The organism is Paenibacillus sp. FSL R5-0623 (assembly GCF_037974265.1).
In the GTDB taxonomy this organism is placed as follows: domain Bacteria; phylum Bacillota; class Bacilli; order Paenibacillales; family Paenibacillaceae; genus Paenibacillus.
Map to the genome: position 1 here is coordinate 1,214,561 of NZ_CP150233.1, position 21,328 is coordinate 1,235,888.

Sequence of the window (21,328 nt, forward strand, 5' to 3'; positions counted from 1 at the left end):
TTCGATGATGATGGAACGAGGTGAAACTATTGCAGTCCAAGTTGGAAACGAAACGTACGGGGGCAAAAGGTTTTAAACGTAAACGTTACTGGATTCCCAGCGTTGTACTAATTTTGATCATAGCTTTTATTGGGATTGGTACACAATGGACACCCAAAATAACGGTGTTTTTATTAAAATCATTAATTGAAACTACTAATACAGACACAAATAGCAAGGACACTATGCTCTTGGATGGGATAACTCGTGTTGCGGATGTACCCTATGCAGACGAAGGGCGTAATGACAGTACGCTGGATATCTATTATCCTTCCGTAACATCGGAACCTTTGCCTGTCGTGTTGTGGGTTCATGGTGGTGGATGGGTCTTGGGTGACAAAAAGGATATCGCAGATTATGCCGTACAATTAGCCAAACAGGGTTACGTTGTGGTCAGTATGAATTATGCGCTCGCGCCGGATACGAAATATCCCATTCCCGTGATCCAGACGAATCAGGCTTTGACTTACGTGAAGAACCATGTCAGTGAGTATAAGGGTGACCCGGAAAACATATTTCTCGCAGGCAATTCGGCAGGTGCCCAGATTGCAAGTCAGACTGCGGCAGTGGTGACCAATCCATCTCTCGCCAAGCTGATGAACATAACACCAGCCGCCCAGCCGGAAGAGTTGCGTGGGGTTCTGCTATTCTGTGGTCCATACAATCTAAGCACGGTAGCCAATACAGGCTTTCCACTCATACGGACATTTCTGTGGTCATATACGGGAGTCAAAACATTCGAAGACTATCCACGACTGCATGAAATGTCGACCGTGCTTCAGGCCACAGCAGAGTACCCGCCTGCATTTATTACCTCAGGCAATGATGACCCGTTGACCAGTCAATCGATTGAGCTGGCACAAGTATTTAAGCGCCTTGATGTTGAGGTGGAAACCTTGTTTTTCTCGAACTCGTCAGAGAAGCTGGGACATGATTATCAATTTGATCTGGAGAGTGACGCTGGACAACAGGCGATACATTCGGCAGTACGATTCATGCAACAGTATAGTCGATGAGCAGACAAGTCTGTGGTACACTCGAAGCAAATGAGGGCGCAGGAGGAGAAGTATGGCAGATAAAGAAGATTTGACCCGGTTCGGGGTGGCGTTTCCTACACCTTTGATTGAGCAGTTTGACCAGTATATTGAGGAACAGGGATACAAAAACCGATCTGAGGCTTTCCGTGATCTTGTTCGTAAAACATTACTTCAACCTTCTGCATTACAATCCGACCAGGATGTGGCAGGCACCATTGTGATGGTCTATGATCACCATATCAGTGATCTTCCCATTCGTTTGATGGAGCTGCAACATGAGGCGCATCATGACATCATTTCCAATATGCACGTGCACCTGAACCATGACCAATGCCTGGAGGTAATTGCCGTACGGGGTAACCTGGGACGATTGCGTCATTTGCATCAACAGATCCAGGTACAAAAAGGTGTTTTGTATGCGGAGCTGTCTGTGACTTATGTGGATGAACTCAACAAACTGGCTCATGCTCAGAGTCGTCAGGATGGCAATCCGGATCAAGGCCTGGATCACAATCACAGTGCGGGTCAGCATGGTCACAGCCATCATCATCGCTCTGCGGAGTAAGACAAATACGAGTGTAATTTCTATGAAAATATAACAAATCTAAAAAAACAGATTATTGGTTAAATGCCAACGTCTGTTTTTTTTGTTTGTTATAATACCTGACTTTATAGAGCGCTACAAATGCTCGGTTATATAATTTTTTAATTATTAATTCTGGAATTTGAAAAAATATGGATTATGAAGTTAACTTTGTTGACATATAATTTATGTTTTGTGCTACAATTTTTCTAAAAAGTAACACGAAAAAGTGATTGCAGCACAACTTTAGAGGGGGAACGACCAGAATGGGCAGATTTTCATGGAGATGGGGAAAACGAAAAGTTAGAACAGGATTAGGCATCTTGCTTGTATGTTCCATTGGTTTATCAGGTTGTGCACAGGGCACAGCGCCAACAGCTTCATCAGTAGAGGATGGACGATCAGGTATAGCCTTAACCAAAGACGAATTGGTGCTAGCCGTTGGCACCGAGCCGGAAGGTGGGTTTGATCCGACAACCGGATGGGGGCAATATGGGTCGCCACTTTTCCAAAGTACCTTGCTGAAGAGGAATGCCAAGCTACAACTGGTTAACGATCTGGCTACGGCATATTCAGTTAGTGAAGATGGGCTGACCTGGACAGTTACGCTTAGGGAAGACGTTAAATTTTCGGATGGGGAGCCTCTAACGGCTGAGGATGTAAAATTTACGTTTGATACGGCTGCCCAGAGTGGGTCTGTGATTGATTTGACGAATATGGCTGATGTGCAGGCACCCGACGATAGCACAGTTATATTCACATTGAAGTCGCCGCAGTCTACATTCATCAGTCTGCTAACGACACTTGGCATTGTACCTGAACACGCCTATGGTGCCGATTATGCAGAACACCCGGTCGGATCAGGACCGTACAAGCTGGTACAGTGGGACAAAGGACAACAGGCCATCGTGGAGGCCAATGAAGAATATTACGGTAACAAGTCTGCATTCCACAAACTCACCTTCCTCTATCTGGATGAAGATGCAGCCTACGCTGCTGCGCAGGCAGGTACGGTGGATATTGCTGCTATCCCGGCAGCGTTTAGCAAGCAAGAGGTGAATGGCATGACATTAGAAGCCGTGAAAACCGTAGATAACCGGGGCATCATGTTCCCCATGCAACCTGCTGGTGCCAAGTCGGGCGATGGTCTTCCCGCAGGAAATGATGTGACATCCGATCTGGCCATTCGCCAAGCGGTGAATGTTGTGATTGATCGTAAGACTTTGGTTGAGGGTGTATTGGAAGGGTATGGTCGTCCAGCGTATTCCGTCAGTGATGATCTGCCTTGGAGCAATGAGGAAGCTGTATTTACGGATGCCAATCTCGAAGAAGCAAAGCGCATTCTAACGTCTGGTGGCTGGGTGGATACGGATGGTGATGGTATCGTTGAGAAAAACGGTGTTAAGGCCGAATTCAATCTGCTTTATTTTGCAGGTGATTTAACAAGACAATCTCTGGCACTGGCTGCTGCAGATATGGTTGCCCAGGCTGGAATTAAAATCAATGTTGAAGGCAAAAGCCGTGAAGAGACGAAAAAGATGGCTTACTCCAACGCTGTATTATTTGGTTGGGGCAGTCATGATCCACTGGAGACGTATAACCTCTATAGCAGTACTCACAAGGGAGAAGGATATTACAATGTGGGACTGTACAGTAATCCTGTCGTGGATTCATGGATGGAGAAGGCCCTTAAGGCCACCAGTGAAGAAGAGGCATTACCGTTCTGGCAGAAAGCAGAATGGGATGGAACAACAGGTTTCAGTTATCAGGGTGATGCGCCATGGGCGTGGCTCGTGAACATAGATCATCTGTATCTGGTTACGAATGGACTGAACATTGGTGAGCAGCAGATCCATCCCCATGGTCACGGCTGGCCGGTGACATCCAATCTGGAGGAATGGTCCTGGGATAACAGCACGAACAAGAAATAGGAAACCTAGCAGTAGCAGTAGCTTTAGCCTGAATTGGGGAGAGATTGGATGACGGGCAGGAATGGATGGGCCAGATTTGTTGGTTTTAAAATGTTGCGACTCTTATCTTTATTGGTTGGAGTCAGTGTGTTGTCTTTTATATTAATGCAATTCTCTCCTGTGGACCCGATCGAAGCCTACATTGGTGGAGACATGATCCGGGTAAGCGCCGAACAGCGCAGTTTAATCGAAGAACGGTGGGGATTGAATGAATCCTCTACAGAACGATTGCTCACTTGGGGACAGGCGCTGATTCAGGGAGATCTGGGAACTTCGATGATCTACAGACAACCTGTAGCGGATATTATCCAGGAACGATTCATGAATTCTGTCGCACTTATGGCTGTAGCTTGGATATTATCTGGCATCATTGGTTTCACTCTTGGTGTAGTTGCTGCCATGAGACGGAATTCGAAGCTGGATCGCTTGATCTGTTGGTATTGTTATACGCTGGCCTCCACGCCGGTATTCTGGATTGCGCTGTTGCTGCTGATGGTATTTGGGGTGTGGCTCGGATGGCTTCCAGTTGGCCTTGGGGTACCCGCAGGGATGTCGGCTGATCAGGTGACCTGGGGAGATCGGGTTATTCATATGATTCTGCCAGCGTTGACCCTCAGTTTGACCGGGGTAGCTTCCATTGCTTTGCATACACGCCAGAAGCTCATGGATGTGCTGGAGTCGGATTATATTCTGTTTGCCAGAGCGCGAGGTGAGCGTGGGTTTCAGCTGTTCCGTCGACATGGGTTCAGACATGTTGTTTTGCCAGCCATCACGCTGCAGTTTGCTTCGTTCAGTGAACTGTTTGGTGGGGCTGTACTTGCAGAACAGGTATTTTCATACCCCGGCCTTGGTCAGGCAACGGTTCAGGCGGGGTTGCGTGGAGATGTTCCACTGCTGCTTGGACTTGTGATGTGCAGTGCGATTTTTGTTTTCACAGGTAATATGGTTGCCGACATACTGTATCGCTTGATTGATCCACGGATGAAGGAGGAGCTGATGTCATGAAGCAGACGGTAGAACGCTCCTCCGAGCAGACGGCAGAAACAGCCGAAGCACAGAAAGTGAAAACTGCGAATCAAGAGGTACGGTACAACATTAATACAGGGTCTCTACAAGCTGAGACAGGAACAGGAGCAGGAACAACACGCCAAAAGAGAAGAAGGTACATGGGTGTCAGCAATCAACGTTTCCGAAATCCTCGCCAAAGAGCGGTGATCTGGGGAAGCCTCGCGGTGATCTGGATTGCTGTTGTGTGGTTGACGGGCAGGCTGCTTCCGGCTGGTTCTACGCTGACTTCATTGATGGATCGGAATTTGGCTCCAACCTGGGCGCATCCATTTGGTACAGATTGGCTCGGAAGAGATATGTTCATGCGTACGTTAAAAGGATTGGCAACCAGCATTCAAGTGGGATTGCTTGCTGCATGTGGTGGCGGATTGATCGCAATGCTATTGGGTTTGGCTGCCGCTTCAAGCAAGGCTGCTGACCGGGTAATCTCATGGATTATCGACCTGTTCTTGAGTGTACCTCATCTGGTATCGCTAGTTATGCTGGCCTTTGTATTCGGTGGAGGTTTGGCAGGAGTGGCGGCAGCGATTGCGCTGACGCACTGGCCGAATCTTGCCCGGATTGTACGAGCGGAGATGATTCAACTGAAATCCGCAGAATATATTCAGATTTCATACAAGTTGGGTCAAACACGGTTACAGATTGCGGTGCAGCATATGCTGCCACATCTGGTTCCACAACTGTTCGTGGGCGTACTGCTAATCTTTCCCCATGCGATTCTGCATGAGGCAGCCATTACGTTTCTGGGGCTGGGATTGTCCCCGCAACAACCGGCCATCGGAATTATTTTGTCAGAGTCGATGAGATATTTATCTGCTGGCATGTGGTGGCTCGCCTTTTTCCCGGGACTGGCATTGTTACTGGTTGTTCGTGCGTTTGATGTATTGGGCAATAGTCTGAAGACATTAACGGGTAAGGGTAGTTCAAGGGAGGTGAGGTAAATATGGCTCTTCTTGATATTGAGGGAGTGTCCGTGTCATTTCGGCGCGCTCGTGGTTGGTTTGGGCATGAACAGACGTATGTCATTCAGAATCTGGATCTTTCCATAAACGAGGGCGAGATCGTGGCTGTTGTAGGCGCGAGTGGATCGGGTAAAAGTGTGCTGGCACAGGCCATCATGGGCATTCTGCCCGCCAATGCCAGGTTGGAGGGGCGTATTAGCTATAGTGGCGAGCCTTTGACTCCAGAGCGGCAGCTTCATCTGCGTGGTGATGAACTGATGTTGATTCCACAATCCGTCAGTTATTTGGACCCGCTGATGAAGGTGGGAAGGCAAGTTCAGCCGGTAACCCGAGATTCCGGACAGAAACGAGGCTTCATAACTCGATCTCATATGAAAAAGACGGAGCGGGAGCTAATGGAGCGTTATCATCTTCCTCAAGGAACAGCCGGGAAATACCCGTTTGAGTTGTCCGGAGGTATGGCAAGGCGGGTGTTGATGGCTACAGCGACCTCCGGTCAGCCCAAGCTGATCATTGCAGATGAGCCGACACCAGGAATCCATCCCGAAGTGCTGGCCGAGACGATGAGGCAATTTCGCGAGCTTGCGAATGAAGGCGTAGGAATTCTGTGGATTACTCATGATATCACGACAGCCCTGACGGCAGCGGATCGCATCGCTGTATTTTACGCGGGGGCCAATGTAGAGACGGCGCAGGTTGATGATTTTAAAGGGAATGGAGAACGTCTGCGTCATCCATATACAAAAGCGCTCTGGAATGCGTTGCCGCAGAACAGATTTCAGCCACTCCCAGGCTCCCAGTCGTTGGCAGGTCAAGAGATCACCACAGGCTGCTCATTTGCTCCCCGATGTAATGCAGCAACCGCTGTATGTACCCGCGAACGTCCAGAGCTTCGTAAGGTACGGGGCGGAGAAGTGAGGTGTCTCCATGCCACTTGAAGCACAGAATGTAAGTTACCGTTACGATCAGAAATCATGGGTGTTTCAGCAGATGAATATGCAGGTGCAACAAGGCGAAGTCGTTGGCTTGTGGGGACCGAGTGGCTGTGGGAAAACAAGTCTTGGTCGCATCCTTGCAGGATATGCCGAACCCGTGGCAGGACAAGTGTTACTGGAGGGCGAACCACTCCCACGTACAGGCGTATGTCCGGTTCAGCTGGTGTTTCAGCACCCGGAGAAGGCTGTGAATCCACGCTGGCGGATGCGTCGTGTACTTCAGGAGGCGTCTGTGCAGGATGAACAGTTGCTTGAAGCATTGGGGATTCAGCAAACCTGGCTGGATCGCAGGCCGAGTGAATTATCCGGTGGAGAACTGCAGCGTTTCTGTGTGGCGCGGGCGCTCGGCACAGCGACACGTTACGTGATCGCAGATGAGATGACAACGATGCTGGATGCGATCACTCAGGCACAGATCTGGCATACCGTGATGGGGGTGGCTCGCCAGCGTAATTTGGGGCTATTGATCATAAGCCATGATCGGGATTTGCTGAACAGGGTGTGCGACAGAATTACACCGATGCCGATGTCGTTGTCACTGTAATTTTAAATATGTTCGAATAAATAAAAAGATTGAATACAAAAGGGGTGCCCCTTGTGGAGTCGTTGACCATGAATGTGAGTCATGGACTTGACTACGGGGCACCTTGTTTCACTTTTTACAAATATTAGTCATTTAACGAACAGTACACGTTCTGTTCGCAACATACATAGATGTAACTGACAGTTTATTTGCCCGACATATTGCTGACCAACACAGATAACCTGCGCATCGCCTCTTCAACTGTAGAACGTGGACAGGCTACATTAATACGCATGAACCCTGTACCCTCTGTTCCAAAGAAGCTCCCGTCATTGAAAGCAAGCCCTGCTTCATGAAGCAGCATGTTGCATAGTTGTGCATGGGGAATATTCAATTCCCGGAAATCCATCCATAACAGATAGGTTGCTTCGGGCAGATGCATTTTGATCTGTGGCATGTGTTCCGTAACATACTGTTGTACATACTCCATATTTCCACGGATATAGGCAAGGCATTCATCCAGCCATTCCTCGGCCCCATTGTAAGCAGCTTCGGTTGCAACAGCTCCCAACGTACTGATACTGGCAAGTCCCATCGTTTTAACACCCTGCGCGAACGATTCCCGCAACTTGGCATTGGGGATAATGATGTTGGATGTGCAGAGGCCAGGAATGTTGAACGTTTTGCTTGGAGCCGTACAGATGATGCTTAGATCAGAGACGGCGTCCGAGATCAGGGTCAGTGGTGTATGAGTTCCGCGCTGATGAATAAGATCGGCATGGATTTCATCTGAAACCATCAGTACGTTGTATTGCAGACATAGTGACGTAAGCCCTTCAAGCTCCTCACGAGTCCATACCCGTCCAACCGGGTTATGAGGACTGCACAGAATCAGCATTTTGACCCGACCGGTCTGCAAGCTGGATTCCAGTTGTTCCAGATCCATCGTGTAGTGACCGTTATTCTCTACCAAAGGATTGGTGATCAGTTCACGGCCCTGACCACGTACTACTTCATAGAAGGGCGCATACACCGGAGTTTGGATGACCACTGCATCTCCCGGTTGAGTGAATCGTTGTACAGCAATGCTGAGTGCGGGCACAATACCTGGAGTGAATACGATCCAGTCATAGTTAATTTTCCAGTTGTGGCGCCGTTCCATCCACCCTGTAACAGCGGCATGATACGCCTCAGTCCGTACTGTATAACCAAAAATCCCGTGCTCCATCCGTGTTTGCAGGGCCTGAATGACGGATGGTGGAGCAGCGAAATCCATATCGGCCACCCACATCGGAAGTGCATCAGCAGCGCCGAATATATCCTCAAGCGCATCCCATTTTTCTGATCCGGTAGAGATCCGGTTAATAGACTGGTCAAATGTACTGTTATTGTTATTCATCGTATTTAATCCCCCTTGAGTTCCGTTCCTTCGATCACAAATCGACAAATAATTATCTAATACATTGATTAATTTCGCAACTGTTGTGCGTGTACGATTAGCTTCATATGTATGGTCCGGAATTCAGGACTTTATTCATATAAGAACAACTTGACGAGCGAGAGAACAGCAGGCATACAACAAAGACTATTTTTGTACGCCCTTGGTCCTGTTTTGTTCATATATTATTTACAACCCCTTGTCAGATGCTATTATATTGCTAACATTTGGTGGAACAACGGGCTGTTATCCGAATAAGCTCGTACCCATACATGATGAGCATAACTACATGAGTCTTTCGCGTACATCGAGCGATCGCTTGAATCGTATTATGCATAAGGCTGACATTTGAACTCAGGAGGCGTTTAGGGATGAAAAGCAAAAAGTGGTTGATTGCTGCGGGTGTGTTTGGCATGGTGTTAACCGGATCGGCAGGTGTATATGCAGGTACACAACTGGAGACGATCAAAGCTTATCTGAACCATGGGCTCGCCATCGAAGTGAACGGACAGAAATATACACCGACAGGTGACCAGGGCAAAAAGCTTGCGCCAATTACATATCAAGGCAGTACATATCTCCCCGTTCGTTCGATTGCAGATGCGTTGAAAACCGAAGTGAAGTATGATTCCCAAAACAATAAAGTAAGCATCGGTTCTTCAAGCTCTTCTGGTGGGTCAACATCCACAGGCAACAGCGGATCGACATCGCCCTCAACAGGTACAAACACACAGGCTGAAGGCGTGAAGTCCAAGTATCTTCCGGCTGATTTCCCGTTACCGAAGGATGCGAAGGCTACAAGTCTCATTGAGAACATAATGGATGGGGACAAAAAAGTTGTTCTCACCTACACAACCAAAGAAACGTTGCTAACCGTTGGGACATCCTACAAAGACTACTACCAGACCAAAAACCTGAGCCAAAACAATCAGGATATACAGGCAGACGGCTTCAGCATCGTGGGTCGTGAAGATGGCAAATATGCCGTGACGATCACAGGTTCGGTGTCTGCAACCAACAAGGATCTGAATGAAATCACCGTAGTGTGGGGCGAAGAGTAATCTTTGCTTCTATAAAGTGAAAAGCCAAATCCGCCCGTTGAAATCATAACCGATTTCATTGGACGGCTTTTAGGGTTGAACTCATATCTAATTCTATACTCTGAATTAATAGTCTAAATATTAGTCCGTTACAAGTACTCGTTAAACCATCCGGCAATATGCTCCAGACGGCGTACCCTTAAGTGGGGATGACCTCCACGAGATAATTCGTGGTTGGCACCTGGGAAACGAACAAGACGAGTGGTCTGCTTGCGCCGTTTCAACGCAATGTATAATTGTTCTGCCTGTTCAATCGGACACCGCAGATCCTGTTCGCCATGCAAAATGAGCAGCGGAGTACTGACGTTGCCGACATAAGCGAGCGGGGAATGTTTCCACAGTTTTTCCGTGTCATCCCACGCGTTACCACCAATCTGATCTTCTGTGAAGAAATAGCCAATGTCACTGACGCCGTAGAAAGACAACCAGTTGGAGATGGAACGCTGGGTAACAGCGGCCTTGAAACGATCCGTGTGTCCAACAATCCAGTTGGTCATGAATCCGCCATAGCTGCCTCCGGTTACGCCCAATCTGGATTCATCAATAAACGCATACTGGGACAGGGCATAATCCACGCTCTCCATAAGATCGCGATAATCGCCGCCGCCATAATCTCCGCGACAGGCGTTTACGAATTGCTGCCCGTATCCGAGCCCTCCGCGTGGATTAATGTACACAACAGCGTAGCCTTGTGCGGCGAGAATCTGGAATTCATGCATAAATGTAAAACCATACATCATGTGTGGACCGCCATGAATCTCCAGAATGGTCGGGATTTTGACCCCGTCGACCATGCCATGAGGTTTCATGATCCATCCTTGCAACCGCAGGCCATCCGAGGAATTAAACCAGAAGGTCTCTGGCGTACTGAGATGGATCTCATCCTCAAGTTGTGGATTGCTGCGGGTGAGCCGAATCGGCTCTACTTCGGGATTTTCCGGTTGTTCATACATATAGAGATCGCCAGGATTTCGTGTGTCGGCAACAGCGGCAACGATCTGCCCGTTTTCCAACTCGGCAAATTGATAAATCTCCCGTTTGTCAGGCCATATATAGTCGGCACTGCTGCCGTCTCGTGCGAATTTGGCGATGCGGACACTACCATGTATGGTTGCTAGGCACAGGATGTAGGAACCATCCCGACTGAATACAGGCCCCGTGGTTGTCAGATGTGATCGCATGTCGCCAACAATGCTGTGATTCAACTGTACATCCCAATCGGTGCTCAGACATACGAGTTCACCACCTGATATTGGAAGGGTGTACAACTTCACAAGTGTGGCATTTCCATAGGAACGGTCACTGGCGAGCAGTGCAATGGATTGTCCATCCGGTGCAAAGGCCAGCCGGCTGAACGTATATCCTTCCGGGGTCAACTGCTGCACATCCGATCCGTCTGCCTTGGCAAGATACACATGATTAGTCAGGGTGTAATCATTATGGTCCTCGCCTTCTTCAGGCATCTGCGCAATCCATGCAATGGATCTTCCGTCCGGTGACCAAGCGTAGTCTCCAACGTCATAATGACCTGTAGTTACAGGGAGTGGTTCCACATCGATCGGTGCGAGAGCGAAGAGGTGGGAACGGCGACCGTTCCATAATCCACTGGCATCTGATTTCATGCGAATCCGGTCTACGACATGTTCTTGCAGCAGTTTAGGTCCATCGTCTATAGGATCTGTATGTTCTGATTCTTCATCTCCGCTCATATCCACGGATGATTTCACAAGCAAAGTATGACCATCTGGTGACCAGAGCAGGGAACTGACGCCATGTTTCAGGTGACTGATTTGCTGTGCTTCTCCTCCATCTGATGCGATAATCCACACCTGGGATTTCCCATCAACCTCTCTTAAAAAGGCCAATTGAGACCCATCGGGCGACCAGGCAGGGGAATGATCCTTCTCACCAGAGGTAAAGGGTCTGTCCTTTTGACTTCCCAGATCAAGCAGTCTCAGGTGAGAACAATAACCGTCACGTGCTTCATTCGTTTTCCGGCTTACATATACCAGTTGTCCGCCTTGAGGAGACGGAGTTGGATCATTAACCCATGTAATCTGATAAAGATCTTCCGATGTTATGCCGCGCTGACTCATCATTGTTTGTCCTCCCACCATGAATTAGAATTGGTTAATTTCCTAACCTTTCCATTTATATTAACGGAAAGCTAGAGACAGGACAATATGACTAAGGATGGGAGGGGAGACTTTTATAACAGCGATCAGAAGGTTGTTCTGTCATCGGAGTGGCAAGTGTAAATATTCTTTGTTCAATTCATATAGGTGTGTTAAAGGATTTGCTCGAAGGATGACGAATCCTAATGTTGAATAAGCGCAGAAATGACGAAAAATGGTCTTAATTTAATGTTTAATATTGGTGAATTGGGTTTAATGTACAATGCAATTCCTGTTCTACATTCAGGTATTTGGTTCATAGCCATTCGTTTATATAGAACTTGTATGATTCAGTCGTAATGAAGGAGGAACGTCACGTTGAGCACATCCTATGAGCAGCATGTAGAATATCCAAACCGGAAACGAATGGCATGGCTCACGGCAGGGGCGGCACTTTTTGTGGCTGCCGGATTTTTTTTGATTTTTGATAGTTCTTCAGGTACGAATGATTCCATCCTCTCGGGTGTGATTGGACTTCTTTCCATTTTGTTTTTTGGGCTATGTTTCTGCTACAGTCTGGTAAAGATGATTAAGAAGGAGCCTTCTTTTGTAATCGATGAGGATGGGTTTGTGGATGCATCTTCTTATACTGCAGGAGGAGCAGTGGCCTGGAAAGACGTTGAGAATATTTTTATGTATGAATTAATGGGACAGAAAATGATCGGAGTAAAATTGCGGGACGAGAAAGCCTTTCTGGATCGCCAGAACGGGTTGAAACGTAAATTGATGACGGTCAACAGCAATATGGTCGATGCGACCATCAGCGTTGCCCAAAGTAGCCTCACAGTGCCGCTGGATCAATTGTATATCATGATGATGAGCCACTGGAGACATGTGAGTGATAACATGATGTATGATTCGTATCATCGTCGTTAGAGAGATCAGAACGTCCATAAGTCTTCAGAAAGGAGGAATATAGATGATGCATGGTAATCCAACACGCACGATTCTACTTCCGGATGGAACTGCCCTGCCTGCGATAGGACAAGGCACATGGAACATGGGAGAGAAGCAATCCAGCCAGCAAGAAGAAGTACGGGCACTGCGTTCTGGTATTGAACGGGGAATGACTGTGATTGATACGGCGGAGATGTATGCAGAAGGTGGGGCAGAAGTTGTTACGGGAAAGGCCATCTCGGGCCATCGTGATGAAGTTTTTCTCGTATCCAAAGTATATCCCCATCATGCAGATCGCAAGCAGATGCTTACGGCTTGTGAGCGTAGTCTCACACGTCTTGGTACAGATCGTCTGGATCTGTATTTGCTTCACTGGCGCGGAGGAGTACCACTCGAAGAGACCGTTGAGGCATTGGAACAATTAAAGCAATCCGGTAAAATACTTCGCTGGGGTGTATCGAATCTGGATACAAGGGATATGCAGGAATTATGGAGTCTGCCGGAGGGGGCTAAGTGCATGGTGAATCAGGTGCTCTACCATGCAGCTTCGCGTGGTATTGAACATGATCTGCTTCCCTGGATGCGGGAACGGGGCGTTCCTGTAATGGCGTATTGTCCCCTGGCTCAGGGTGGCAGACTTCGAAGTGAATTGTTGGAGCATCCCGTCATTCAGGAGATTGCACAGTGTCGAGGAGTTACGACTTCGCAGATCGCATTAGCCTGGGTGATCAGGGATGGAGATGTGCTGGCGATTCCCAAGGCGGTACAGCTGAATCATGTGGCAGACAATGCAGCAGCAGTGAGTATCGTTTTGACACAAGAGGAACTCACCCGTTTGGATGAGGCATTCCCTGCACCTAAAGGTAAGGTACCTTTAGATATCGTGTGAAATAGATGAAAATACGACTAATAAGTCATGCGGAGCAGATCTTTACGATCTGCTCTTTTTTGTGTCCATGAATCTATACAGACTTACTCCAATAAACAGATAGCCGAAGCTTCCGCAGGACCGAAGCAAAAATAGGTTTTAACAAATGGGCTTTACAATACTATTCCACTAGTGTACTATGTAACTAACACACCAGTACAGAGAGGAGCGAGAGTTTTGTGACTATGGAATTTGATAACAATTTACCAATATATCTGCAGATCATGCAGTACATCAAGAGACAGATTGTAACCGGGACACTTCAGGCAGGTGACAAAATTCCTTCGGTTCGTGAACTGGCAGCTGAACTACAGATCAATCCCAATACAGTACAACGGACATTTCAGGAGCTTGAGCGGGAAGAAGTGGTTGAAACCAAACGGGGCTTGGGCAGATACGTGACCAGTGAGGAGCGGAAGATTATGACGATCAAAAAAGAGATGGCCGGTGAATTGCTGGAACGCTTTCTGACCGGAATGCAGGAACTGGGGATCGAAGAGCAGGATATCTTATCCATCGTAGCCGATGCCGTTGCGGAAGGAAAGGGAGGAACAACGCATGAGTAACATCCTTGAACTGAACCAGATTAACAAGACATATGGCAGTAAGAAAGCGCTCAGTAATATCACATTGGATATTGCTCCTGGACGAATCGTAGGTCTGCTGGGCAGCAACGGCAGTGGCAAAAGTACGCTCATGAAGCTGGTTGCAGGTTTGTTGCATCCGAGCAGCGGAACGATTCAAGTCACAGGTAAGCCTGTTGGGCTGGAGACGAAGGCGCTGGTTTCATTTATGCCGGATCGCCCATTAACCGAAAAGTGGATGAGAGTGCGGGATGCGATTGCGTACTATCGCGATTTCTATGCTGATTTTGATGAGGAGAAGGCGCGGGAGATGCTGGACTTCATGAACCTTGTCGAGAGTGACAGGGTACGGCATCTGTCAAAAGGTATGAATGAACGACTACAACTAACACTGGCACTCTCTCGTAAGGCTCGTCTGTATTTGCTGGATGAACCGATTGGCGGAGTAGATCCGGTTGCGCGCGGCAAGATTCTGGATGCGATCGTCAAATTCTATGATGAAGACAGCAGTCTTATCATCTCCACGCATCTTGTGAATGATATCGAACGGATTTTTGATGAAGTTGTCTTTATTCGCGAGGGCGAGCTGGTGATGAGGGAAGAAGTGGAAACGCTCCGTCTGAAATATGGGAAAAGTGTGGATGAGATGTTCAAGGAGGTCTATGCGGAATGATGACATTATTGAAGTATGACTTTAGAAGGAATTGGAATACACTGCTTGCTGGGCTGGTTATTTTGATTATTGCGCAAGTGGCGCTTTCCCTTTTCATGTCTGAGGTCGCAGGGGTTGTGCTTGGCATTATGGGTTATGTTGGGGTAGGTGTGGCTATTTATGTGAAAATGATCAAAACATACACGTCCAATATCCGCTCTTATAATCGCCGTCTTTTACCCGTAACGGGCCTATCCCATGTCTTGTCTCCTTTGATCTTTGGAGCTCTTTGCGGGTTGGGATTAGTTATTATATTTACAACTCATGCCTACATCTATATCTCAATGAAACTCCGAATGAACATGGTTACCAATATTGATCTTTCGGGTCTGCATGTTTCGGATTATATTAGTTTGTTGCTGTTTATCGCTTGGGTTATAGTATTTATGACCGTCATCATCTTCCTTTCGATCTCGATTGCGGGCAGCTTCCGTTGGAGAACCGGACCATGGATCGGAATCGTTGCATTCTTAGTCCTCGTTAATCTGATTGGCTGGTTGGAGAATATGATTATGACAGGGCGCTTCAGTCCAAATGAGATGTTCCGTTACACCGAAGAAAGTACAGGTATTGCAATCACAGCCAATGGCGTATTATGGTCGGACGGCATGTGGGGAAGCACTATATTTGAAGTAATCGTAGCAGTTATCTTGGTGTGGGCCACCATTTATCTGAACAACAAAAAAGTTGAAGTCTGATGACAGGATAACTTGAACGTGATGCGAGCAACCAGGGTTGCTCGTTTTTTTTACATCCAGTGATGATCCAATTTTTGAATCCAACCCCATTAATTATACGTAAATATAGATATAATGTGTGTACAATGTGAGACTAGGTTAAAGAGAACGAAAGGGGATATGTAAGGGAAAGGAGAACGTATTATGGAACTATACTTCAGGGATAATTTTTTTAACGCGGGTTACACCGAGATAATGAATCTGAATCAGGAACAGGCAGGACATCTGGATTTGAAAAGTGTCTTTGGTTCTTCGCTCGATGTATCGGATAACTCGGGATTGGTCTGTAGCGGCAAATTCCGCATGTTAACCAATCGTTGGGATATCACTGCAGCCGATGGGAGACATTTGGGAGTATTGCGAGCGAGGTTTAGTTTCTTCAGCAAAAAGTATGAGTATGATGCAGGATCGCGCGGTACGTACGATGTGTCTGCTCCGGCATTTTCGCAGGAATATGACATAAGTGGAAGTGGTGGCCGCATCGTGGCCAGTTTTCGTCGCACCAGCGGCTGGTTTAGTTCAGGGGCATTTGTATTAGATAACCAGTCGGAACAACTGGACACGTATGAATTAATTGCAGTGGTCATGGGCGTGCATGCGATTAATAAAAGACGGAACTCGGCTGCCAGCAGTGGTGGAGCAACGTAAATGGAACGAATAGAGTTACTTCCGCTGATAAGTTTACGACATTTTTACGAGCAAGCAAGTATCGCAAAAAAGGTTTGGATGAGATGATCCAGACCTTTTTTCGTATATGGATTTGGTTTTGAGCGATGGGTTATGGTTAGCCCAATCTTACAAAATCATTGACCATCGGCTTTCGCAAGAGGTTTTTCCTCACGTTGGCGGTGCTGGGCTTCAGTGGAGTGTTCGGAATGCGTATCAGGATCTTTTTCCTCATAACGTGCCAGTGCCTTCGCAGCTGTTTCGGACATTCGCTCCCGCAGTACCGTGTGGTCAGCGATTCGAACCCGTTTGCCGAGAAAACGCATTTTGGATAAGACGTAATCCATCTCATTGCGCGGAACGGTCAGCTCGATCCGATATGCCTGCTTGGCTTCCAGGTACTCGACCTGTTTCTCAAAGCAGGAGAAGGCATAAAGGATTCGGGACAGCTCCTGATTGAACTCGGGCAGTACCTCGATGGTGATGGTCGTTTTACGCTTCTCCGTTATCGCAGCAATTCGGGCAGTGTAACCCGAAGCGGTATCTGGTTCAACCGGCTGGGCTTCCACGGTAACGATGCTGTGCAGTTTGGTGGACATGAGTTTGTCGAAGCGAGGAGCATACCAGAGCACGTACCATTCTTTTTTGACCATGGAGTACTCCAGTTTATACGGGAAGCCGAATTCATCTTGGCTTGTGCGTCCATTGCGGACGCGACCGATCAGCCGAAATCCCTGGTGATGAAGAATGATTAGCCGTAACTGTCGAAGTAGTGGGTGAGAGACACTGTTTTCTTCGCTTTTGGCTTTTTCGGTCAGGTAATCCTGAAGGTTCAGGTCCTGCTCATCATTCAGCATGTTGTGCATTTTATCCAACGTTACAGGGCTCAGCGCTTCTCTCGCAGCAGGGTGTTTCAGCATCATGCGAAGCCAGGCTCGTTCCTGTGAGGTCCAGGTGAACAGTCCGGTTTCATTCAGTCGTGTCATCATCTGGTAATTGAACATCTTCTCGAACAGGTTCATAATATTCCCCAATCTCCTTCCATTCCTTGACCATCTCCTGGCGTAGTCTCTGAGGCGCGATTACTTCACAGCTGGAGCCAAAACTCCGTAACCACGGTTTGATCTCGGTGGTACCGTTGACCTGAATTTCGTAGAGAAAGGTATGGTCTGTTTCGGGTATAATCTTGCCCCATTGACCTTGCAGACGAACCCGATCCAGAATAAAATTGCGCTGACCACGCTCCGGGTGGAAAAAGCGTGCTTGAACCGTCACAGTATTCCCCGTATCCACGAGCCAACTGTAGCGACTAATGTCGGTCCACTGCTGCTTCAACTCGAGCATGTATTGCTCTTCTACTGAATCCTGTTCCTCCAGTTGGGTTATGCCTTCCATGCGGAATTTCACAAAGCCGCGGCGGCCCTGATATCCAATTACATACCAACGACCATACTGATGGTCATAAATCACTTCAAGGGGCACGATCCGGTTGGATCGACCATCAACTTCCCGTTCAAAGCGTGGATTCGTATTCTGTGAACTGTAGCTGGATGGTTTTTTCGGTGAATAGTACAGAAACTGCACACGTTTACGCTGACGAATTGCACTAAGCAGCGTATAGAGATGAGCTTCGTCCAGGATACGAGAATAATAGTGATACTTATAGATATAGGGTTCGGTAGCTTCTTCTTGCGGAAAACTTGCCGTAATGGCTTTCTTCAAACTGTCCCGCAATAAATATCCCTGTACGGAAGGAACCTGGGTGTTCGCCATCATATCCACAAAATCATACAACTCCAGCTGTTCCTCCACTGTTAATTCGGTAAGGACATCCTGTTGTAAAGCATAGCGATATGGTCTGCCACCGGGCTCTTTTCGAATAACCCCAACCTCTTCCAGATACTTCAGATCGGAGCGAATGGTTTTCTCGTCAGGTAACGCCAGATCCACCGGCAGATCAGCACAGCAGGCGTCCAGCAGTTCCATCGCGGTCAGGGTTTTATCTTGTAAGGTATGCAAAAGGACAGAAAGTCGCTGAACTTCAGTCTCTTTCATCGACTTGGCGCGGAAGAGGAAGAGCAGCATGGGCTCTGCGGATTCTCCGTATTGGAAGCGGACGAGGTCCGCCATTTCCCGGCTTGCTTCAGCACCTGAACGTTGATCAGCGACGCTCTGCATGATTTCTTTTAATCTGCGATTGGTTTTATCAAAGGTATGTACGGATATGCCGAGCCGTTCGGCATACTGTTTGCGGTTATACGCACCGCTTGTTAGGGATAACATGCGTAAGAACTGAATTTCTTTGTCAAAACTCTCTCTTGCCATGAACATTCACTCCTTGTTATCCCTTCATTGTAGCAGGATGAGTGGCAGGTTTCATTTTAAACTTATGGAGGTCGTCATACTTTTGCCATGTTCGTAGCTATCATTCGTGGGTCATAATGAGGTATGAGCGAGGCAGGGACACGCGTTTAATCGATCTGGTGAATAATGCAAAAAAAGGAAATAGGAATCCGTGATACATAATGTAATGTATTTGTTTCTAAAGGAGGCGACTGACATGACTCATGTTCATGAAGAAATGAAAGATACGATCAGGCAACAATTGAAGCAGATTGAACAGGAGGAGCAGGTACGAATTATCTATGCCTGTGAATCCGGCAGTCGGGCGTGGGGGTTTCCTTCACAGGACAGTGATTATGATGTGCGTTTTCTGTATGTAAGACCGCTGGAATGGTATTTGTCGATTGAGGATCGCAGGGATGTCATTGAACGTCCAATCAGTGATCAGCTCGACATCAATGGTTGGGATCTGCGCAAGGCGTTGAAGCTGTTTCGCAAATCCAATCCACCACTGCTGGAGTGGCTGCAATCCCCCATTCAATATGATGAACAGTATAGCGTGGCACAGCATATCCGTGAATTGTCGCCTTTGACTTTCTCGCCGAAGTCCTGCATGTACCATTATCTGAATATGGCAAAGGGTAATTTCCGGGATTATTTACAAGGTGAGCGGGTGAAGATCAAAAAGTACTTCTATGTGTTACGTCCCTTACTCGCTTGTGGCTGGATCGAACGTTATAATGCAATGCCACCGATGGCATTTGAAGAGCTGGTGCAAGAACTTGTACCTGCGACTACACCGCTATATACGGAGATTCATGAATTGCTGCGCCGGAAAAAGGCGGGCGAGGAACTGGATCTGGAGCCGCAGCTGCCGGCAATACAGGCTTTTTTGGCAGAGAAGATCGAGCATTTTGAACGACTGGCCGACCAGATGGCGAATGAGCAAATTATTGAATTTGAAGAATTGGACCGGATTTTTCGATTTGCATTGCAAGAGGTGTGGACAACTAACTAGGGCTTGATAACAACTGAAATAGGAAAGAGAATGGAATTGATCCAAAGGAGGAGAACCGATGCATCTGATCTTGAAAGCAAGCGGCGCTGACGCGGGAGTTGTATCCCATTTGTTAGCGAAGAATCCGCTGAATATATATGACCGCGTAGACAAAGGTGTGCGTGTAAGAATGGTGTACACAGCGGCTACAGAGAACGAAACAGAAGTACTGATTCATGCCGAGCCTGATCCTGTGGATCTGGTCAGAGGTACACCTGATGGATATGACATAACGCAATATATAAATGATCGTGAGTTCGTGACCAGCAGCCTGTTCTGCTCCTACATACGTGCGGCGCTCGGGACGGCCCTGAATGGTAAGCCGAAGGAAGACTATGTGCAGTGGGTGAATCATGCCTTTGAACTGGAACTGAAATTTGGCCCCGTGGCCTCCGATTTGCCGGATCGGGTTGTTGAGGAATTATTCTCGCCATTAGGCTACGCGGTTTCGGTGGAACGTGGAGAACTGTCCTATTCATTTGATCTGAAAAATAGAAGCACGGTTCGCCATATCATCCTGCGTGGACGTAACACGGTACAACATGCGCTGCGTCAGCTTTTTCTGCTGATTCCAGTGCTGGATAATTACAAACATTATTTCATCAGTGAAGATGAGATCGATAAAATCAAACGATATGGTAAAGGGTGGCTGGATGCTCATCCACTGAAAGAACTCATTGTGAAGCGTACGTTACGTTTTGCTGAACTGATCCGGCAGTATGAGCGACAAGAGGGTGCTTTGTCTGCGTCTTTTGGACAGGAGAGAGGAATAGGTCACATCTCGGAGGCGGTTATTCAGGAGAATAACACGGGACATCGGGAAGACAGAGAACAAGACCAACGTGTGTCCGAGTCTGTTAGCGATGGCAGCCAATCTGAATCGCCTTTACGGTTAAACGAGTTGCGTTATCGTGCGATCACAGATGTGATTGCTGCGTTGCCAGTCAAACGGAGCATTGTTGATATGGGAGCGGGGGAAGGCAAGCTGTCTGCCCGTTTGGCGTACATTCCCGGTGTGGAGGCAATTTTGGCCGTTGAACCTTCCGGTCAGTCGCGGCTCCGGGCCATGGAGCGCTTCGCGAAGCTGGAGGGTCGTTCTGGAGTGGTGGTTATGCCGGAGCCGATCATCGGTTCATTGTTTTATTTTGACGAGCAGCTGCAAAACCAGGACGTTATGATCCTGTGTGAAGTGATTGAACATATCGAGGAATATCGTCTGAATGGAATTATGGATACAATCATGAACGAATATCAGCCAGAAGTGCTGCTAGTCACTACACCGAACAAGGAATATAACGATGTGTATGCAATGGAGCAGGAAAGTTTCCGTCACCATGATCATCGCTTTGAGTGGACCCGTGCGGAGCTGGCTTCCCGGTGTGAGGAATGGACGCAACAAGGGAACTATGCCTATGAAATTAAGGGTATCGGTGAGCATGCAGAAGGCTATGGACAACCTACCCAACTGGTCATTTTTGAGCGTAGAAAGGAGAGTCAATCATGAGGAAAGGAACG

20 protein-coding genes are annotated in these 21,328 nt (G+C 47.7%); 16 read left to right on the forward strand and 4 right to left on the reverse strand.

Annotation, left to right across the window (positions count from 1 at the left end):
- The first annotated feature begins 20 nt into the window (after positions 1-20).
- From MKY92_RS05445 to MKY92_RS05475, 7 genes are all read left to right on the forward strand, one after another.
- Positions 21-1,055: an alpha/beta hydrolase gene (locus MKY92_RS05445; protein ID WP_339299561.1), complete on the forward strand. Its 1,035-nt coding sequence runs from the start codon at positions 21-23 to the stop codon at positions 1,053-1,055.
- A gap of 52 nt (positions 1,056-1,107) precedes the next feature.
- Positions 1,108-1,641: a nickel-responsive transcriptional regulator NikR gene (gene nikR / locus MKY92_RS05450; RefSeq protein WP_339299563.1), complete on the forward strand. Its 534-nt coding sequence runs from the start codon at positions 1,108-1,110 to the stop codon at positions 1,639-1,641.
- 284 nt (positions 1,642-1,925) lie between these two features.
- Entirely contained in the window at positions 1,926-3,590 is a 1,665-nt protein-coding gene (locus MKY92_RS05455) for an ABC transporter substrate-binding protein (protein WP_339299564.1), read from the forward strand.
- A 48-nt stretch (positions 3,591-3,638) separates the two neighbouring features.
- The gene (locus MKY92_RS05460) at positions 3,639-4,634 is read left to right on the forward strand and encodes an ABC transporter permease (RefSeq protein ID WP_339299565.1); all 996 of its coding nucleotides are present in this window, start codon (positions 3,639-3,641) and stop codon (positions 4,632-4,634) included.
- Positions 4,631-5,638, forward strand: a complete 1,008-nt coding sequence (locus MKY92_RS05465) for an ABC transporter permease (RefSeq protein WP_339299566.1) — start codon at positions 4,631-4,633, stop codon at positions 5,636-5,638. Before MKY92_RS05460 ends, MKY92_RS05465 begins: the two co-directional genes overlap by 4 nt.
- Before the next feature lie 2 nt (positions 5,639-5,640).
- Entirely contained in the window at positions 5,641-6,597 is a 957-nt protein-coding gene (locus MKY92_RS05470; protein WP_339299567.1) for an ABC transporter ATP-binding protein, read from the forward strand.
- Positions 6,587-7,198, forward strand: coding sequence for an ATP-binding cassette domain-containing protein (locus MKY92_RS05475; protein WP_339299568.1), 612 nt, complete (start codon positions 6,587-6,589; stop codon positions 7,196-7,198). The genes MKY92_RS05470 and MKY92_RS05475 overlap by 11 nt, the downstream gene beginning before the upstream one ends.
- Positions 7,199-7,382: 184 nt before the next feature.
- On the opposite strand, the gene MKY92_RS05480 is transcribed toward MKY92_RS05475, so the two are convergent.
- Positions 7,383-8,576 (reverse strand): MalY/PatB family protein, encoded by a 1,194-nt coding sequence (locus MKY92_RS05480; protein WP_339299570.1) that lies wholly within the window; start codon positions 8,574-8,576, stop codon positions 7,383-7,385.
- Between the two features lie 410 nt (positions 8,577-8,986).
- Here MKY92_RS05480 and MKY92_RS05485 point away from each other — a divergent pair, with 410 nt between their 5' ends.
- The gene (locus tag MKY92_RS05485) at positions 8,987-9,676 is read left to right on the forward strand and encodes a stalk domain-containing protein (RefSeq protein WP_339299571.1); all 690 of its coding nucleotides are present in this window, start codon (positions 8,987-8,989) and stop codon (positions 9,674-9,676) included.
- Between the two features lie 128 nt (positions 9,677-9,804).
- On the opposite strand, the gene MKY92_RS05490 is transcribed toward MKY92_RS05485, so the two are convergent.
- Positions 9,805-11,814, reverse strand: coding sequence for a S9 family peptidase (locus MKY92_RS05490; protein ID WP_339299572.1), 2,010 nt, complete (start codon positions 11,812-11,814; stop codon positions 9,805-9,807).
- Positions 11,815-12,207: 393 nt separating this feature from the next.
- On the opposite strand from MKY92_RS05490, the gene MKY92_RS05495 reads away from it, so the two are divergent.
- From MKY92_RS05495 to MKY92_RS05520, 6 genes are all read left to right on the forward strand, one after another.
- Positions 12,208-12,765, forward strand: a complete 558-nt coding sequence (locus MKY92_RS05495) for an STM3941 family protein (RefSeq protein ID WP_339299574.1) — start codon at positions 12,208-12,210, stop codon at positions 12,763-12,765.
- A gap of 43 nt (positions 12,766-12,808) precedes the next feature.
- On the forward strand, positions 12,809-13,675 hold the full coding sequence (locus MKY92_RS05500) for an aldo/keto reductase (protein ID WP_339299575.1): 867 nt from the start codon (positions 12,809-12,811) through the stop codon (positions 13,673-13,675).
- Positions 13,676-13,893: 218 nt separating this feature from the next.
- Positions 13,894-14,280, forward strand: coding sequence for a GntR family transcriptional regulator (locus MKY92_RS05505; protein ID WP_026081254.1), 387 nt, complete (start codon positions 13,894-13,896; stop codon positions 14,278-14,280).
- Positions 14,273-14,971 (forward strand): ABC transporter ATP-binding protein, encoded by a 699-nt coding sequence (locus MKY92_RS05510; RefSeq protein WP_339299577.1) that lies wholly within the window; start codon positions 14,273-14,275, stop codon positions 14,969-14,971. Before MKY92_RS05505 ends, MKY92_RS05510 begins: the two co-directional genes overlap by 8 nt.
- The gene (locus MKY92_RS05515) at positions 14,968-15,708 is read left to right on the forward strand and encodes a hypothetical protein (RefSeq protein ID WP_307539319.1); all 741 of its coding nucleotides are present in this window, start codon (positions 14,968-14,970) and stop codon (positions 15,706-15,708) included. Before MKY92_RS05510 ends, MKY92_RS05515 begins: the two co-directional genes overlap by 4 nt.
- Before the next feature lie 183 nt (positions 15,709-15,891).
- Positions 15,892-16,395, forward strand: a complete 504-nt coding sequence (locus MKY92_RS05520) for a hypothetical protein (protein ID WP_339299578.1) — start codon at positions 15,892-15,894, stop codon at positions 16,393-16,395.
- Positions 16,396-16,550: 155 nt separating this feature from the next.
- Here MKY92_RS05520 and MKY92_RS05525 read toward each other — a convergent pair whose 3' ends face one another.
- The gene (locus MKY92_RS05525) at positions 16,551-17,435 is read right to left on the reverse strand and encodes a WYL domain-containing protein (RefSeq protein WP_339301700.1); all 885 of its coding nucleotides are present in this window, start codon (positions 17,433-17,435) and stop codon (positions 16,551-16,553) included.
- Positions 17,383-18,738 (reverse strand): WYL domain-containing protein, encoded by a 1,356-nt coding sequence (locus tag MKY92_RS05530; protein ID WP_339299579.1) that lies wholly within the window; start codon positions 18,736-18,738, stop codon positions 17,383-17,385. Before MKY92_RS05530 ends, MKY92_RS05525 begins: the two co-directional genes overlap by 53 nt.
- 235 nt (positions 18,739-18,973) lie before the next feature.
- Here MKY92_RS05530 and MKY92_RS05535 point away from each other — a divergent pair, with 235 nt between their 5' ends.
- The gene (locus tag MKY92_RS05535; RefSeq protein WP_339299580.1) at positions 18,974-19,774 is read left to right on the forward strand and encodes a nucleotidyltransferase domain-containing protein; all 801 of its coding nucleotides are present in this window, start codon (positions 18,974-18,976) and stop codon (positions 19,772-19,774) included.
- Between the two features lie 58 nt (positions 19,775-19,832).
- Positions 19,833-21,317, forward strand: a complete 1,485-nt coding sequence (locus MKY92_RS05540) for a 3' terminal RNA ribose 2'-O-methyltransferase Hen1 (protein ID WP_339299581.1) — start codon at positions 19,833-19,835, stop codon at positions 21,315-21,317.
- Positions 21,318-21,328 lie beyond the last annotated feature (11 nt).

Excerpts from the sequence above, each read along its gene's own strand:
- nikR (WP_339299563.1), top strand. The coding sequence starts at position 1,108 with ATGGCAGATAAAGAAGATTTGACCCGGTTCGGGGTGGCGTTTCCTACA.
- MKY92_RS05455 (WP_339299564.1), top strand. The coding sequence starts at position 1,926 with ATGGGCAGATTTTCATGGAGATGGGGAAAACGAAAAGTTAGAACAGGA.
- MKY92_RS05460 (WP_339299565.1), top strand. The coding sequence starts at position 3,639 with ATGACGGGCAGGAATGGATGGGCCAGATTTGTTGGTTTTAAAATGTTG.
- MKY92_RS05465 (WP_339299566.1), top strand. The coding sequence starts at position 4,631 with ATGAAGCAGACGGTAGAACGCTCCTCCGAGCAGACGGCAGAAACAGCC.
- MKY92_RS05470 (WP_339299567.1), top strand. The coding sequence starts at position 5,641 with ATGGCTCTTCTTGATATTGAGGGAGTGTCCGTGTCATTTCGGCGCGCT.
- MKY92_RS05475 (WP_339299568.1), top strand. The coding sequence starts at position 6,587 with ATGCCACTTGAAGCACAGAATGTAAGTTACCGTTACGATCAGAAATCA.
- MKY92_RS05480 (WP_339299570.1), bottom strand. The coding sequence starts at position 8,576 with ATGAATAACAATAACAGTACATTTGACCAGTCTATTAACCGGATCTCT.
- MKY92_RS05485 (WP_339299571.1), top strand. The coding sequence starts at position 8,987 with ATGAAAAGCAAAAAGTGGTTGATTGCTGCGGGTGTGTTTGGCATGGTG.
- MKY92_RS05490 (WP_339299572.1), bottom strand. The coding sequence starts at position 11,814 with ATGATGAGTCAGCGCGGCATAACATCGGAAGATCTTTATCAGATTACA.
- MKY92_RS05500 (WP_339299575.1), top strand. The coding sequence starts at position 12,809 with ATGATGCATGGTAATCCAACACGCACGATTCTACTTCCGGATGGAACT.
- MKY92_RS05510 (WP_339299577.1), top strand. The coding sequence starts at position 14,273 with ATGAGTAACATCCTTGAACTGAACCAGATTAACAAGACATATGGCAGT.
- MKY92_RS05515 (WP_307539319.1), top strand. The coding sequence starts at position 14,968 with ATGATGACATTATTGAAGTATGACTTTAGAAGGAATTGGAATACACTG.
- MKY92_RS05520 (WP_339299578.1), top strand. The coding sequence starts at position 15,892 with ATGGAACTATACTTCAGGGATAATTTTTTTAACGCGGGTTACACCGAG.
- MKY92_RS05525 (WP_339301700.1), bottom strand. The coding sequence starts at position 17,435 with ATGAACCTGTTCGAGAAGATGTTCAATTACCAGATGATGACACGACTG.
- MKY92_RS05530 (WP_339299579.1), bottom strand. The coding sequence starts at position 18,738 with ATGGCAAGAGAGAGTTTTGACAAAGAAATTCAGTTCTTACGCATGTTA.
- MKY92_RS05535 (WP_339299580.1), top strand. The coding sequence starts at position 18,974 with ATGACTCATGTTCATGAAGAAATGAAAGATACGATCAGGCAACAATTG.
- MKY92_RS05540 (WP_339299581.1), top strand. The coding sequence starts at position 19,833 with ATGCATCTGATCTTGAAAGCAAGCGGCGCTGACGCGGGAGTTGTATCC.